Genomic DNA, 15,013 nt, shown 5'->3' with positions numbered 1-15,013 from the left:
TGGGCTATAGCCAAGCGGTAAGGCATCGCACTTTGACTGCGACATGCGTTGGTTCGAATCCAGCTAGCCCAGCCAATTTGCGGAAGTAGTTCAGTGGTAGAACACCACCTTGCCAAGGTGGGGGTCGCGGGTTCGAATCCCGTCTTCCGCTCCAAATATATGGCGGCATAGCCAAGTGGTAAGGCAGAGGTCTGCAAAACCTTTACCACCGGTTCGAATCCGGTTGCCGCCTCCATAATTTTATTAATTAGTAAATGCTATTATATTTTGCCGGGGTGGCGGAACTGGCAGACGCACAGGACTTAAAATCCTGCGGTAGGTGACTACCGTACCGGTTCGATTCCGGTCCTCGGCATTGCTTTACCAACTTAATACGCCGGTGTGGCGGAATTGGCAGACGCGCACGACTCAAAATCGTGTTCCGTGAGGAGTGTCGGTTCGACCCCGACCACCGGTATTCTATGCAGCTTATAATGACTGCAGCTAAAGAACTTTCAACTTATTATGTTGAAAGTTTTTTTGTTTTTTGATTATTCCTAAAGTAAAGTGTTATTACTTATTAAGGAAAACCTTATTGACGACTGAAACCAGGAAAAAGCGTTTAGCTCGGTAGCCAAGAGGCCTTATTGACGACCGAAACCAGGAAAAAGTGTTCATCTCGGTAGCCAAGAAGCCTTATTGACGACCGAAACCAGGGAAAAGCGTTCATCTCGGTAGCCAAGAGGCCTTATTGACGACCAAAACTAGGGAAAAGCGTTCATCTCGGTAGCCAAGAAGCCTTATTGACGACCGAAACCAGGAAAAAGCGTTCATCTCGGTAGCCAAGGGGCCTTATTGGCTACCGAACTCAGAAAAAATGGTCCCCTGCCGGCGTCAATAGACCTTATTGATGAATGAACCCCAAGAAACGGGCTATCGCCCGTCATTGCTTCTCACCATATTGTGTCACTCCAAAGTAATCTTTTGTTGAGTAGTGGTTATAATCTACGTCCAAATCGTGAAAAATCCGATGTACATCAATTAATGGCTGAATATCATTTGTCGCCTCTGCTTCTGCTAATAAAGCTTTCGTATGAGTAAAATCCTCTTTTAGATCCTGATCACCAACCGAATTAATAACATGGTCGAGTTCTTTTATGTAAGAACCATATTGCTTATTGAATTCTAAAAAACTAAAATTCTTACTATGCCCCCAGCATAATGCATTATTCCAATAATGATGATTACTAGAGATATATTTTCCTACATCCGTTTGAGTGATTTTTGATACTTCAAGATGCTGAATAGGCAGACCATTTGATGTTACCCTGTTGTCTTTAATAATATAAAACGCGGTACACATCAAAATAGATAGAATAATTAATATAGAAATAATGACCGGCTTCCGTTTAAAAATAATTCTCACCTCAATAGGAATAAAATAAATTTATAATATATAGAATAGATTAGCAAATATTCAGAAAAAAGTCATATAAAAATCTAATTCAAATAGGAAATATGACTTAAATCGACAAATTATTCGAAAATGACTTGACTACTATAAAGATTATATGTAATATTTAAAAGGTCAATTAGTTGAAAATATTATAAATGCGGGTGTAGTTTACTGGTAAAACCTCAGCCTTCCAAGCTGATGTAGTGGGTTCGATTCCCATCACCCGCTCCATACATATTAACTAACGCAGTGTATCGTTACATTCAGAGAACGATGCATTGCGTTTTATTATTTTTCAAAACAAAAAAGATACCATATTACTGGCATCCAATAATTTTGAAGCTAGCTTCCCCTCCATGTATCTGGGTAAACATATTCATTAATGATTCAGTCAGCCTTCCAGCCTCCTCAACACTAATTGACGGCCTCAGGTAAATGACTTGTAAAGCATTCTTTGTATGAACTGTAACAGGGGCCTTATCAGAATCAACAAATGGACTTCCAAAAGGTCCATTTTCATCGGAGGAAAGGATTAAGTTTTGTAAAGAATTTTTCCTCCCATTCAAACCTATGTACTCCTCGTCCTCCTTCCCAATTCGAATCACAACCTTGCCCGTTATCTGATCAACGTCGTAAATACCAATCGGCACTTGATATTGCAGCGAGAAAAAGTTATTAATATCAATGGCACTATTGATTGGAGATAGATAATTCTGTTTTTGGACTCTTCTAAATAAAGCCTCTGCTGAATGCCGGTACCTATTGGGATCCTTGCCGATCTTTTTAAAAATAGTTCTCCACTCTTTAATACCGGGAAGATCGGTTACCTGTTTATCCTCCAGTTCAAAATAAATAGACTCTTGGAAAAGCTGAAGCCTTCCTTTAACCATTTGTGGTGATTCCCCGACTATAATGTTCCTATATTCAATTACCCCAATTTTAAAATCAGGTATTTGTGCGGGAATTTCCGTAGCAACTTGAATTTCCAACCATTCCACCTCCAAAATTTAATGAAAATAGTTTATCATAAATAGATGTCCAACTAATAATTAAAACAACTCATATAGATACAAGTCATAATCGAGAGGAGGAAAACTAGTGGATGTTCATGAATTAAAAAAAGAACTAATTGCCTATAGTAAGGAAATCGGTATAGATAAAATCGGATTCACTACGGCCGATCCTTTTACTGAATTAAAAAGCCGTTTGTTGAGGCAGCAGGAGCTGGGCTATCAGTCAGGTTTTGAAGAGCCGGATATCGATAAGCGGGTAACCCCTGCAATGCTCTTAGAAGGGGCTCATTCAATTATCTCGATTGCCCTTGCATATCCGTCTAAAATGTCCAGTCATGTTGAAAGCAGGAAGGGAGAAAGACGAGGAATCTTCAGCAGGGCTTCATGGGGACTAGATTATCACCATATACTCCGTGACCGTCTTAACAAGCTAGAAGCATTCATATTAGACAAATTTCCAGAGGCGAAGTTAAAATCAATGGTCGATACAGGAGAACTTTCGGACAGGGCGGTAGCAGAGAGAGCCGGCATCGGCTGGAGCGGAAAGAACTGTTCCATAATTACCCCTGAATTTGGCTCATATGTTTATCTAGGCGAAATGATTACTAATATCCCTTTTGAACCGGATACACCGATAGAAGACCAATGCGGCACTTGTACAAAGTGTATCGATGCTTGTCCTACAGGTGCGTTAATTCAAGGCGGTCAGATCGATGCCAAACGCTGCATTTCCTTTTTAACACAAACAAAAGAGCTTATTCCAGATGAATTTAGAGAAAAAATAGGGAATCGTATTTATGGATGTGACTCTTGTCAAACCGCCTGTCCTGTTAACAAGGGGGTTAATTTTCATTTTCATGAAGAAATGGAAACCGATCCAGAAATCGCGAAGCCCTTATTAAAACCAATTTTAAAACTTAGCAATCGAGAATTTAAAAAGAGCTTTGGTATGGTTTCAGGTGCATGGCGAGGAAAAAGACCCATTCAGAGGAATGCTATTATAGCCCTTGCACATTTTAAAGATGAAAGTGCGGTTCCTGATTTAATTGATATCCTGGAGAATGAAGCTAGTTCTGTTAACAGAGGGACTGCTGCCTGGGCACTAGGAAGAATTGGCGGGGAGTCTGCTTTAGAAGCTTTAAAAAAGGCAAAAGAGCTTGAAACGGATCATGAGGTACAGAAAGAAATAGAAAAAGGTTTAGAGATTTATAAATAGTAGAGGGTGTACCACCAGTACAGACTATCGGCCGGGCAGCTTTTGCCTGGTTTTCTTATGGTTAGTTGGGGATTTGTTAATAAATCACAAAGTTTGTAAATATCATATGAAATTGTGTAAATAACAGTATGAATTTTGTTAATAAACCTGAAACTTTTGTTAATACCGCCTTATAATTTGTTAATAAAGCATTAAAGCATTAAAGTAGAAAGCTGATTCATTATAATAAAGCTATTATATCCATCACATTATTTTTTCATCGTTAAATCTATCCCCCCTTCATATGTATAAAGAGAAAGGGGTGGATAGGTTTGAAGCAATTACTTCAAGACTTATTTGAAAAACGGGTCAATCAATTTGTTTCCGATAAGCGTAGTCCTAAACCTAATTTTCCAAAAGCTGAGATCAAACAAAGAGCTTTAGCCAATCGATCAGCTGAAATTGTGAAAGTAAAGGCATCCGGAAAAATATTGAAAGAGTCGTCGGAGGATGAGTTTCAAACAATCGAATATCAAGCCCACTATCAATATTTAATTAAACAAAATGGAACACTCTATATGGAAGAAGAAATAGAAGATCGGTTAGCCAAGTTTTACAAAAATGCTTTAGTAATGGATGAAGAAATGAAACCAAATCTAGAACCAGTTGACCTTCCAAAATCAGACACCAGTATGTTGACTTTTGAGAATCAAGACGAACGGCTTAGCTATGAATACGATCGTTTGAAAGCCGTACAATATGCAGAACGCTGGTGGAACAGCTATAATCCAGCATATAAAAAATTCGAAAATGATTGTACCAACTTTATCTCCCAATGTCTTCAGGCTGGTGGAGCACCGATGCGCGGCTACCCAAAACGAGATGCGGGGTGGTGGCTGCAACATAATAACTGGAGCTATAGCTGGGCTGTAGCGCACTCTCTAAGGCTATACTTACCGAATTCTAAAAGCGGACTGCGGGCACGAGAGGTCTCAAGCCCGGATCAGTTAATATTAGGTGATATTATTTGTTATGATTTTGAAGGGGACGGCAGGTTTAACCATAACACCATTGTTACTGGTAAGGATGCCTATGGTATGCCATTAGTAAACGCCCATACCTATAATAGCCGGATGCGTTACTGGGCCTATGAGGATTCAAGTGCGTATACCCCAAATATCAAATACAAGTTTTATTCCATCCTCGATTGATGATTCTTGAATGCAGTAGTCAGAGTGGTATAATTGCTTGTAGAGCATTAATACGAGGTGAAACCTTTGGCAGTACACGTAGTTTTATATCAGCCGCAAATACCTGCTAATACAGGAAACATTGCTCGGACATGTGCAGGAACGGATACCGGGCTGCATTTAATTGGTCCTTTAGGTTTTTCGAAAGATGATAAAAGGTTAAAAAGGGCAGGTTTAGATTATTGGGAACATGTAAAAATTACTTATTATGAGTCGTTAGATGATTTTTACGAGAAGAATGCTGGAGGTAACTTCTTTTATATAACGAAATCTGGTCAAAAGGAATTTAGCAGTTTTGATTATAGTGATTCTTCTAAGGACTATTATTTTATTTTTGGACGGGAAACAACTGGTCTTCCAAAAGATATTTTTGAAAATAATCTTGAATCCTCGCTTCGGATACCTATGAGTGAAAATATGAGTTCCTTAAATATGTCCAATACAGCCGCCATTCTCATTTATGAAGCATTACGTCAGCAGGATTATCCAAATCTTAAATAAAAGAGAAGGAGGCCCGCAGGTTTGGGCCTCCTTCAATTATAGAAAGGATTTTTTTTATGAATGATGTAATCAATACCATCCTTAATCATCGTTCCATCCGGCATTTTGAAGATAAACAATTAACGGATGAACAAATTCAAACAATTGTATCTTGTGCACAAGCAGCAGCCACTTCCAGCTTTATTCAGGCCTATTCCATCATAGGTGTAAAAGATATAGAAAAGAAGAGAAGATTGGCTGAATTAACAGGCAACCAAGAATATGTAGAGAAAAATGGCCATTTCTTTGTTTTTTGTGCAGACCTTTATCGTCATACAATAATTGGTGAAAAAGAAAATTTAGATTTGAACCCATCACTAGAGAGCACGGAAAAGTTCATGGTGGCGCTCATTGATACAACCTTGGCGGCACAAAATGCGGCCATTGCAGCAGAATCCATGGGGTTAGGAATATGTTATATAGGCGGCATTCGTAATGACTTGCATTCGGTGAAGGATCTTTTAAACATACCTGACCGTGTCATTCCATTGTTTGGACTGGCCGTGGGGTATCCGGCCAAGATGACAGATAAGAAGCCAAGATTGCCGTTTGAACACGTTTATCATGAGAATCAATACAACCAGGATACGGGGCAATTTACTAGACAGCTTGATGAGTATGATCAGTTGATATCGAATTATTATGAAGCAAGAACAAATGGGCAAAGACAGGACCGCTGGACCGAACAAATTGCTCATATGCTTTCAAAACAAACGAGAATGTATATGAAGGAATTTATCCAAAAAAACAAACTCGATATACGTTAAAAAAATGACTGCCCAGCTTAGGCAGTCATTTTTTTAATTCTTACTTATTTGTTCCTGGTCTATCATTATACCCCGCTGTGAAAATGGCTGCCAAGAACGAAATCATTACTAAAATAACTATGAACGTATTCATGTTATGTACTGCCCCCTTTGTCCCGTTTTTAAATAGATTGTTTAGCTAAGAGTAACACTTAGTTAGTAAAAACCGCTAAACGGACGCATTTCTGACACATACAATTTTATTATAGCCTAAGATTTAAAAATGAAAAGGGCAATATTCCTTTTATTAAAATAAAAAAGAAAGACAATATCTCGAAATGGTTTAGCATGTTCAAGTCTTATAGTGCATAAAGTATATTAATCGTCTCTGATAATCTACAGGGGGAGGGCCATATGGATATTTTAAAAAAAATCGAGAGCTTTCGTGAAGAAGAGGAAAAACTGCGCTGGGAAGGATCATTCGCTGACTATTTATTGTTGTTGAGGGAAAAGCCGTGGGTAGCACAATCTGCACATTCTCGAGTTTACAATATGATTAGGGACGCAGGAATTGAAGAAGTTAAAGGGACGAAGCATTACAATTTCTTTAGTAATCAATTATTTGGTCTAGAAGAGTCACTTGAAAGGCTTGTTGAGGAATACTTTCATCCAGCTGCCAAAAGGCTGGACGTTAGAAAAAGGATCTTACTTTTAATGGGTCCGGTGAGCGGCGGTAAATCAACCCTCGTTACCATGTTAAAAAGAGGGTTAGAACAATACTCACGTTCAGACAGAGGCTCCGTTTTTGCCATCAAAGGCTGCCCGATGCATGAAGATCCATTACATTTAATTCCTCATCATTTACGGGCTGACTTCTATGAGGAATATGGAATTAGGATAGAAGGAAACTTATCGCCATTGAATATGATGCGTCTAGAAGAGGAATATGGCGGCAGAATTGAAGATGTTTTAGTGGAAAGAATCTTCTTCTCAGAAGATAAACGGACTGGTATTGGTACATTTAGTCCATCCGACCCTAAATCACAGGATATCGCTGATTTGACAGGAAGTATTGATTTCTCGACTATTGCGGAATTTGGCTCAGAATCAGACCCAAGGGCCTATCGGTTTGATGGGGAACTTAACAAGGCAAATCGTGGGATGATGGAATTCCAGGAAATGTTAAAATGTGATGAGAAATTCCTCTGGCATTTATTATCACTGACACAAGAAGGAAATTTTAAAGCAGGAAGGTTTGCATTAATCAGTGCGGATGAGCTGATTGTGGCGCATACGAATGAAACCGAATATCGGTCATTCATATCAAACAAGAAGAATGAAGCACTCCATTCCCGGATTATTGTCATGCCGATTCCTTATAATTTAAAGGTTTCCCAAGAAGAAAGAATTTATGAAAAGATGATTAATGAGAGTGATGTCTCTGATGTTCATATTGCACCGCATACCTTAAAGGTGGCAGCAATGTTTACGATCTTAACCCGCCTGAAGGAGCCGAAAAAGGGGGATATCGATCTTCTCAAAAAAATGCGCCTTTACGATGGGGAGAATGTAGAAGGATTTAATATAGCGGATGTGGAAGAATTGAAACGCGAGTACCAAGATGAAGGTATGAGCGGTATCGACCCTCGTTATGTCATCAATCGCATTTCATCTACTATCATTCGTAAAGAAGTACCGTCCATTAACGCCCTTGATGTATTAAGATCGTTAAAAGACGGGCTTGACCAGCATCCATCGATTACAGCTGAGCTCCGTGATCGATATATGAATTACATCTCGCTAGCAAGAAAAGAGTATGACAATATTGCTAAAAATGAAGTACAAAAGGCTTTTGTCTACTCTTATGAAGAATCAGCTAAAACACTGATGGATAACTATCTTGATAATGTGGAGGCTTATTGCAATAAAGCAAAGCTTCGTGACCCATTAACTGGAGAAGAAATCAATCCAGATGAAAAGCTAATGCGTTCGATAGAGGAGCAAATTGGTATTTCTGAAAATGCTAAAAAAGCCTTTAGGGAAGAAATATTAATCAGGATTTCAGCTTTTGCCCGAAAAGGCAGGCGATTTGATTACAATTCCCACGACAGGCTCAGGGAAGCGATTCAAAAGAAACTATTTGCTGATCTTAAGGATGTTGTAAAGATCACTACTTCTTCTAAGACGCCGGATGAGCAGCAATTGAAGAAAATTAATGATGTGGTCGCTCGTCTAATTGACGAACACGGCTATAATTCGACATCGGCCAATGAATTACTTCGCTATGTTGGAAGTTTATTAAACAGATAATTTGGGTTTAGAATACACAGACTGGCAGAGATAAGACTGTCAGTCTGTTTTTTTCCAGTAAAGAGTTTATTTATTGCTTTTAATCAAAGGAATAGAATTTAGTTGTCCAATTTATAGGCAATTGACCAATTGTCAAAATTATTTGTAAATTATTCTCTACTTTTGCATAGGATAAAGTAATCCATCATTTACTTGTTTTTTCATTCGGGTTATTTTATGCCATTGTAAAAAAAATGTGCAGTATGGAGTTAATTTTAATTTAATTTAATTTAATAAGGAGGGGTTTGTAGTGTCTATCGATAACCATCAATTTGTGATTTCAAGAGAAGATTGGTCCCTCCACCGTAAAGGCCACGATGACCAGCAGCGCCATCAAGAAAAAGTCCAGGAGGCAATCCGCAACAATCTTCCCGAATTAATTACAGAAGAGAGTATTATCATGTCTAATGGTCGCGATGTGGTTAAAATTCCAATTCGTTCTTTGGACGAATATAAAATTCGCTATAATTATGACAAAAACAAACACGTGGGCCAAGGTGACGGTGAGAGTCAAGTCGGTGACGTAGTAGCGCGGGACGGTAACAGCCAACAAAAAGGACCTGGTAAAGGTCAAGGTGCAGGAGATCAAGCAGGAGAAGATTATTTTGAAGCAGAAGTATCGTTAATGGAGCTTGAGGAAGCCTTGTTTAAGCAGCTGGAATTACCGAACTTAAAGAAAAAAGAAGAGCAGGAGCATCTCGTTGAAAATATTGAGTTCAATGATATTCGTAAAACTGGATTAATGGGGAACATCGATAAAAAACGGACGATGATGTCTGCTTTTAAACGTAATGCAATGAGTGGAAAGCCTGCCTTCCACCCAATTTACAAAGATGATTTAAAGTTTAAAACTTGGAATGAAGTAGTAAAACCTGATTCAAAGGCTGTTGTTATTGCAATGATGGATACAAGCGGAAGTATGGGGATTTGGGAGAAATACATGGCCCGCAGCTTTTTCTTCTGGATGACGCGTTTCTTAAGAACTAAATATGAAACAGTTGAAATTGAGTTTATCGCCCATCATACGGAGGCAAAAGTAGTTTCAGAAGAAGACTTCTTTTCAAAAGGAGAAAGCGGTGGAACCATTTGTTCATCCGCTTACCGAAAAGCTTTAGAAATTATTGACGCAAAATATAATCCACGGAAGTTCAACATCTATCCATTCCACTTTTCAGACGGTGATAATTTAACATCCGATAATGCCCGGTGCGTGAAGCTTGTAGAAGAATTAATGAAAGTTTCGAACATGTTCGGTTACGGAGAAGTAAACCAATACAATCGTCATTCTACTCTAATGTCAGCTTATAAAAACATCAAGGATGAGCAATTCCGCTATTATATACTCAAACAAAAAGCAGATGTTTTCCATGCCATGAAGAGTTTTTTCCAACAAGAACAATCCAAATTATACGCTTAAAAAATGACAGGAGCATCTCCTGTCATTTTTTTGCGAAAAAAGATGATAGTGATGCCAATCGGTGGAATGCATTGATGCATCTGCATTAATAGACGTAAATTACCAATAATACTTTCCTTTAAATGATTAAAAATAAAAGGGCAAGAAATTTTCTTGCGATAAAAGGGGGTATTACCAATGATAAAAAAATCAATTGGATTACTAGTGACAGCAACGCTCACAATGGGGCTTGCTGCATGTAATATAAATGACCGTAACGATATAAATGATCGTACCAATAATCGTCTTGCTGTGGACACAAACGATCGAGATAATCGCAATGTAACTCTCCGGGATAATCGAGATAATGGTATCGATCATAACGGGCCGCTTACAGAGGACTACAATAACCGTAACAACAACGAACCTGATTTAGATACAAATCTCTTTAATGATAAGCGAAAAGTCAACAAAAATGATGATGACATGCTTTCCGCTTATAATACAAACCTAAATAGTAATCAATACCCGCACACTCAAGCTGTACTAATTAGGGATGCGAAGTACCAGTACATCACCGTTGACCCTAGACAAAGAAACTGGTTCCAATTTGGTTTTATCCAGCCTGGGCAGCCAAATACAGGACAAAAACAAACAGCACAAACACCTGCCCAACAGCAAACAACTCGCCAGGCGCCAAACCAAGCCCCTGCACAGCAGGCCACACCTGTACCTAAACAGCAGCAAACCCAAGCGCCTAGCGGGGCAGCGCAAAATAATACAGCTGCCACTGGAACCGTAAGTCAATTTGCTCAACAAGTAATCGACCTAACGAATCAACAAAGAACAAAGAATGGTCTTCAGGCTTTAAAAGCTGACACACAGCTTAGCGGTGTAGCTCAAAAGAAAGCAGTGGACATGCAGCAAAATCATTATTTTTCTCATACAAGTCCGACTTATGGTTCACCGTTTGACATGATGAGAGACTTTGGTGTCAGCTATAAATCTGCTGGTGAAAACATTGCTCAAGGGCAAAGAACACCACAAGAAGTGGTAACGGCTTGGATGAACAGCGAAGGCCATCGTAAAAACATTCTAAGTTCGAATTTTACCCATATAGGTGTAGGATTTGAACAAACAGGGAAAAACTGGTCACAAATGTTTATCGGTAAATAATAGAAAAGGCGATAGGGCACTTAACAGGGATGAAAGTCATAAGCTGCTCCTTATTGACGTAAGGACTATGAACCCTGTCCCCTAAAGCAAAAAATTAAACACAAAATAACCGGCAGCACTAATGGCTGCCGGTTTGCTCATATTTATTAATAGAAATCGTAGGAAACTCGAAATGAAAGGTAGTTCCTTTACCGACCTCACTTTCGACCCAGATTGATCCATCCATAGCCCTTACAATGCTATAGACCACCATCATACCTAATCCTGTGCCATTTTTCCCTTTAGTGGAATAAAAAGGCTCACCTAACCTTTCGAGCTGCTGAGGTGTCATCCCGATACCGCTATCCTTTATTATAATAGTGACCAAATTAAGGCTATATTCGGTGGAAATATGCAAGTATCCGCCATTTGGCATTGCCTCTATTGCATTTTTTAAGACGTTGACAAAGCATTGTCTAAACTTCTGTCCGTCCCCCTTAATAAACCCAATAATGGAAAAATCGGTCATGATATCAACAGAATTCTGATTTGCTAAAGGCTGCAGGATATTGATAATTTGCCGAAGTTCTCTTTTTACATTTAACTCTTCGTACTTTTCTAGTGAGGGTCTGGCAAACGTCAAATAATCTTGAATGACCCTTTCAGCCGAAAATAGTTCATCTTTAACGATGGCGAGATATTCTTTTCTTTTTTGTCTAGGCAGGTATTCATCCTGTAATAGCTGAACGAAACCGCTCGCAGCGGTAAGGGGATTTCGAATTTCATGAGAAATAGCGGCCCCCATTTGTTCCACTGCTTTTAACTTCTCCGCTTTGATCAGCTCTTGCTGCATCTCACTAATTTTTCTTAAAAATTCAAGACTATATGAGACAATACCAATACCAAGGGATGGAACTACGAGGCTTGCAAAGGACGCATCCAGAAGGTTCAACGGTATGTGATAAAATACAATGCTAAAAACGGTTAGTAAACCGATGAATATTCCCATACATACTGTTGTAAAAATTCTTCGTGCAGGACTGATGTTTTGAAACCAAGGATATAAACGCCATAAGATCAAAGTTAGTGGAACATAAACCACTAAAGTCTGCCAAAAACCAATATTAACTCCATAGAGGCTTGTTAAACCTATAATTGAAATGGAAAGAATAGGACCAATTCCAGCATATAAACCGCCGATGATTAATGGAAGACTCCTTAAATCGAATCTTACATGGGAAACCGTTACATAGGAGAACTGGATACATAACCAAATTGTTATGATAAACAAGATGATAATGGAGGGTTTAGATAGTAAGGTCTTTTTGCCTTTTCCAAATAATATGAAGCCAATCAACAGTAATATAATCATAAGAGAGAGATTGATGAAAAGGTGCATCGTTATTTCCATTTTCTCACCGTCCATAATGGGCTCATAGAAAAATTTTACATGTATTTTTGGCAAGTTACAACAAAATTTGCAAAATATTTTGAAAAAGTAGGAATATATACACTTTGTCTAGCTATAAAAAAACCTGGAAGGAATAAGTTTTCAATTCCCCCAGGTTTATTCATCGATGGATATGGTATTTCTGCCTCTTGTTTTAGATAGGTAGAGAGCAGAATCAGCTTTATTAATTAAGATATCGGGCAGTGTTGATTTACTAGGATTCATGGAAGCTACCCCAATACTTAATGTTAGATAAAAGGCTATTTCTGAGCTTTTATGTGGTACTTGAAGTTCGTGTACTGCATCCTTAATTTTTTGTGCAGTCATTACCCCTTCTTTGCGGTCAGCTGAAGGAAGAATTAGTGAAAATTCTTCTCCCCCGTAGCGGCAAAATGTCCCATTTGACAGGCTTGAGGTAAATAAATTATTCACGGTTTGGGCAATTGTTTGTAAGCAAAAGTCCCCTTTCAGATGGCCGTATGTATCATTATATTTTTTAAAGTAATCAATATCAAACATAATTAAAGTAATAGGTTTATGGTTTTCAATGGCATTAGACCATTCCTTAAGGAGTGTTTCATCAAAATAGCGGCGGTTAGCAATCCCTGTTAATCCGTCCATATAGGATAAACGGTTGAGTAATTGATTGGCTTCTTGCAGCTTTTGTTCTGTCAATTTTCGATTCGTAATATCTCTAGAGACATTGATGACTTTTTTTTCATCATCTTCTTGAAAGGGTACACTTTTTAAGGTCGATTCGATCCAAACGTAGTCACCGTACTTGGAACGGGAACGATAGGTAGCTTCCGCAGAGCCATCTTGGAGAGCTTTCTGAAACATTGCATTTGTCTGATCTGCATCCTCAGGATGGATAAACACTTCTACCTTTTTTCCCAATAATTCAGGATATTCAAAATGAATGACCTCTTTTACTGCAGGTGATATATAAATATATTCTGTTTGTTCATTGTGCATGGTAATCATATCACTGGAATATTCTGCGATGAGACGAAACCGTTCTTCGGTTTCTTTTAATTTGACAAGACTGTTGTTTAGTTGGTTTTGAGTCTCATTTGAATCAACCACAAATACAAAGAAATAATATCCAAATAAACCGCCAATCAATGAAATTAAACTATGCATGGTCAGTACATTTTTTAGAACTTGTGCATCGTCAATTCTGATGATGAGGATGGTAGAGATAATTAGTAAGCCACATAAGTTCATGATAAAAGCTTTAGTCGTTCGATGGATCTTCAGTGTTGAGAGTAACCCGCAAACGGGACCGATTAAAAGTGCCCCCAAGGAAGGCAGTAAAGCAGAATGATTGAAGCCGAATAATATAAATCTTCCAAGGGAAATCAGAGTGGCTGCAATAATAGCTGGTATATACCCGCCAAACGCACCAGCGATGACAATGGCCAAATGACGCAAATCAGCGTAGATGTCAGGACTTACTTGAATGGAAAACATCATTAGCACATTCCCCAGCACCCCAAAGCATATTCCCCAATAGAATTTTGTGGACATGGAAGAAGTAGGATATAATGGCTTATCTTTAAATAACACACCCATAATAGAGAAAGAGGCAATTAAGAGTGCTGCATTTGAAACAAATTCTTTGAGCATGAAATATCTCCTGAAATTTAAAATGAATGCTATTTTACCATATTGAATTTTAGAAAAGCATTCCAATTATACTATAGATTTCTTGATTTTAACAAAGCTGACAGTAAAAACGCCGGTAGATAAAAAAGCTTCCTAATCACTAGGAAGCTTTAATCGGATAGATTAAACTAGTACACTGTCTTTTGCAAATTTCTTTGCAGCATAGCGTGCATTTATTATGGCTTGTTCAAGAATCTCGGGTACTCTTTTTGGATTTATGTCAAAGCCTTCTGCGACAACCGTTTCCATTACATCAATACCTAAAAAGCGAAGTGCGATTTTTAAGTAACGGTCCCCTGACTCAAGCTCTTGCATAGGAGTTCCGATATATTGGCCGCCTCGCGTTTGGATATGAATGGCCTTCTTATTCGATAAAAGCCCTTTAGGCCCGTTCGCGGTGTGGGCGAAAGTTTTTCCTGAAATAAATAAATTATCAATATAGGCCTTTAAGACAGCAGGTGAGTTTAAATTCCACATGGGGGAAACAAATACATAGTAATCATATGAAATAAATTCATCTGCGAGTTTATGCATCCTCGTAATTTTCTCTCTTTCCGGTTCAGAAAGTTGATCGATGGTATATCCATAACCAGCTAACTTTCCTCTTGCGAATACTAAATCGGCATCCATCTGCGGGAATTCATAAGCAAACAAATCTACTCTGTTAATTTCTACGTCTGGCCGTTCCTCTAGAAATGTTTCTAGAAAAGCTTCTCCGATTTTAAGACCCTTCGATTTTTCTATGCCTTTAGGGTTCGCTGTGATATATAGTAATTTTTCCATTAAGTCACAACCTTCAATTTTATTATGTGTTAA

The 15,013-nt window shown here is 38.4% G+C and carries 12 protein-coding genes and 6 tRNA genes; 13 read left to right on the top strand and 5 right to left on the bottom strand.

Annotation, left to right across the window (positions count from 1 at the left end; all coding sequences use genetic code 11):
• The 5 genes from GXK58_RS24970 (at nucleotide 1) to GXK58_RS24950 (ending at nucleotide 457) form a co-directional block, all read left to right on the top strand.
• A tRNA-Gln gene (locus tag GXK58_RS24970) sits at nucleotides 1–75 on the top strand.
• 4 nt (nucleotides 76–79) lie between these two features.
• Nucleotides 80–154: transfer RNA gene (locus GXK58_RS24965), tRNA-Gly, on the top strand.
• Between the two features lie 7 nt (nucleotides 155–161).
• Nucleotides 162–235 (top strand) — tRNA-Cys (locus GXK58_RS24960).
• 34 nt (nucleotides 236–269) lie between these two features.
• Nucleotides 270–355, top strand: a tRNA-Leu gene (locus GXK58_RS24955).
• A 20-nt stretch (nucleotides 356–375) separates the two neighbouring features.
• Nucleotides 376–457: transfer RNA gene (locus GXK58_RS24950), tRNA-Leu, on the top strand.
• A gap of 465 nt (nucleotides 458–922) precedes the next feature.
• On the opposite strand, the gene GXK58_RS24945 is transcribed toward GXK58_RS24950, so the two are convergent.
• The gene (locus tag GXK58_RS24945; protein ID WP_160725875.1) at nucleotides 923–1,405 is read right to left on the bottom strand and encodes a hypothetical protein; all 483 of its coding nucleotides are present in this window, start codon (nucleotides 1,403–1,405) and stop codon (nucleotides 923–925) included.
• 187 nt (nucleotides 1,406–1,592) lie between these two features.
• Between GXK58_RS24945 and GXK58_RS24940 the strand changes: the two genes are divergently transcribed.
• Nucleotides 1,593–1,666 (top strand) — tRNA-Gly (locus GXK58_RS24940).
• An 86-nt stretch (nucleotides 1,667–1,752) separates the two neighbouring features.
• On the opposite strand, the gene GXK58_RS24935 is transcribed toward GXK58_RS24940, so the two are convergent.
• Nucleotides 1,753–2,424, bottom strand: coding sequence for a B3/B4 domain-containing protein (locus GXK58_RS24935; RefSeq protein WP_160725874.1), 672 nt, complete (start codon nucleotides 2,422–2,424; stop codon nucleotides 1,753–1,755).
• A gap of 109 nt (nucleotides 2,425–2,533) precedes the next feature.
• Between GXK58_RS24935 and queG the strand changes: the two genes are divergently transcribed.
• From queG to GXK58_RS24900, 7 genes are all read left to right on the top strand, one after another.
• Nucleotides 2,534–3,664 carry a tRNA epoxyqueuosine(34) reductase QueG gene (gene queG / locus GXK58_RS24930; protein WP_160725873.1) on the top strand — a complete coding sequence of 377 codons (1,131 nt, stop codon included), beginning with the start codon at nucleotides 2,534–2,536 and terminating at the stop codon, nucleotides 3,662–3,664.
• A gap of 311 nt (nucleotides 3,665–3,975) precedes the next feature.
• Entirely contained in the window at nucleotides 3,976–4,854 is an 879-nt protein-coding gene (locus GXK58_RS24925) for an amidase domain-containing protein (RefSeq protein ID WP_160725872.1), read from the top strand.
• Nucleotides 4,855–4,920: 66 nt separating this feature from the next.
• The gene (gene trmL, locus GXK58_RS24920) at nucleotides 4,921–5,394 is read left to right on the top strand and encodes a tRNA (uridine(34)/cytosine(34)/5-carboxymethylaminomethyluridine(34)-2'-O)-methyltransferase TrmL (protein ID WP_160725871.1); all 474 of its coding nucleotides are present in this window, start codon (nucleotides 4,921–4,923) and stop codon (nucleotides 5,392–5,394) included.
• 56 nt (nucleotides 5,395–5,450) lie between these two features.
• Nucleotides 5,451–6,200, top strand: coding sequence for an oxygen-insensitive NADPH nitroreductase (gene nfsA / locus GXK58_RS24915; protein WP_160725870.1), 750 nt, complete (start codon nucleotides 5,451–5,453; stop codon nucleotides 6,198–6,200).
• Between the two features lie 393 nt (nucleotides 6,201–6,593).
• Complete coding sequence (locus GXK58_RS24910) at nucleotides 6,594–8,489, top strand: PrkA family serine protein kinase (protein WP_160725869.1); 1,896 nt, start codon at nucleotides 6,594–6,596, stop codon at nucleotides 8,487–8,489.
• Nucleotides 8,490–8,778: 289 nt separating this feature from the next.
• Nucleotides 8,779–9,945, top strand: a complete 1,167-nt coding sequence (yhbH, locus tag GXK58_RS24905; protein WP_160725868.1) for a sporulation protein YhbH — start codon at nucleotides 8,779–8,781, stop codon at nucleotides 9,943–9,945.
• A 177-nt stretch (nucleotides 9,946–10,122) separates the two neighbouring features.
• On the top strand, nucleotides 10,123–11,100 hold the full coding sequence (locus tag GXK58_RS24900) for a CAP domain-containing protein (protein WP_237389776.1): 978 nt from the start codon (nucleotides 10,123–10,125) through the stop codon (nucleotides 11,098–11,100).
• 118 nt (nucleotides 11,101–11,218) lie between these two features.
• Here the strand turns inward: GXK58_RS24900 and GXK58_RS24895 are convergent, their stop codons facing one another.
• The 3 genes from GXK58_RS24895 to GXK58_RS24885 all read right to left on the bottom strand — a co-directional run bounded on the left by GXK58_RS24895 (nucleotide 11,219) and on the right by GXK58_RS24885 (nucleotide 14,980).
• On the bottom strand, nucleotides 11,219–12,490 hold the full coding sequence (locus GXK58_RS24895; RefSeq protein ID WP_160725867.1) for a sensor histidine kinase: 1,272 nt from the start codon (nucleotides 12,488–12,490) through the stop codon (nucleotides 11,219–11,221).
• Nucleotides 12,491–12,646: 156 nt separating this feature from the next.
• On the bottom strand, nucleotides 12,647–14,158 hold the full coding sequence (locus tag GXK58_RS24890; protein ID WP_160725866.1) for a diguanylate cyclase domain-containing protein: 1,512 nt from the start codon (nucleotides 14,156–14,158) through the stop codon (nucleotides 12,647–12,649).
• A 162-nt stretch (nucleotides 14,159–14,320) separates the two neighbouring features.
• On the bottom strand, nucleotides 14,321–14,980 hold the full coding sequence (locus GXK58_RS24885; protein WP_160725865.1) for an FMN-dependent NADH-azoreductase: 660 nt from the start codon (nucleotides 14,978–14,980) through the stop codon (nucleotides 14,321–14,323).
• Between the last annotated feature and the right edge of the window lie 33 nt (nucleotides 14,981–15,013).

The organism is Bacillus sp. USDA818B3_A, assembly GCF_009928415.1.
In the GTDB taxonomy this organism is placed as follows: domain Bacteria; phylum Bacillota; class Bacilli; order Bacillales; family Cytobacillaceae; genus Neobacillus.
The sequence above is the reverse complement of the archived record's forward strand: the minus strand, read 5'-3'. Positions and strand labels throughout refer to the sequence as shown.

Coding starts and splice junctions, on each gene's coding strand:
- nfsA (WP_160725870.1), top strand. CDS start 5,451: ATGAATGATGTAATCAATACCATCCTTAATCATCGTTCCATCCGGCAT.
- GXK58_RS24910 (WP_160725869.1), top strand. CDS start 6,594: ATGGATATTTTAAAAAAAATCGAGAGCTTTCGTGAAGAAGAGGAAAAA.
- GXK58_RS24900 (WP_237389776.1), top strand. CDS start 10,123: ATGATAAAAAAATCAATTGGATTACTAGTGACAGCAACGCTCACAATG.
- GXK58_RS24895 (WP_160725867.1), bottom strand. CDS start 12,490: ATGGAAATAACGATGCACCTTTTCATCAATCTCTCTCTTATGATTATA.
- GXK58_RS24890 (WP_160725866.1), bottom strand. CDS start 14,158: ATGCTCAAAGAATTTGTTTCAAATGCAGCACTCTTAATTGCCTCTTTC.
- GXK58_RS24885 (WP_160725865.1), bottom strand. CDS start 14,980: ATGGAAAAATTACTATATATCACAGCGAACCCTAAAGGCATAGAAAAA.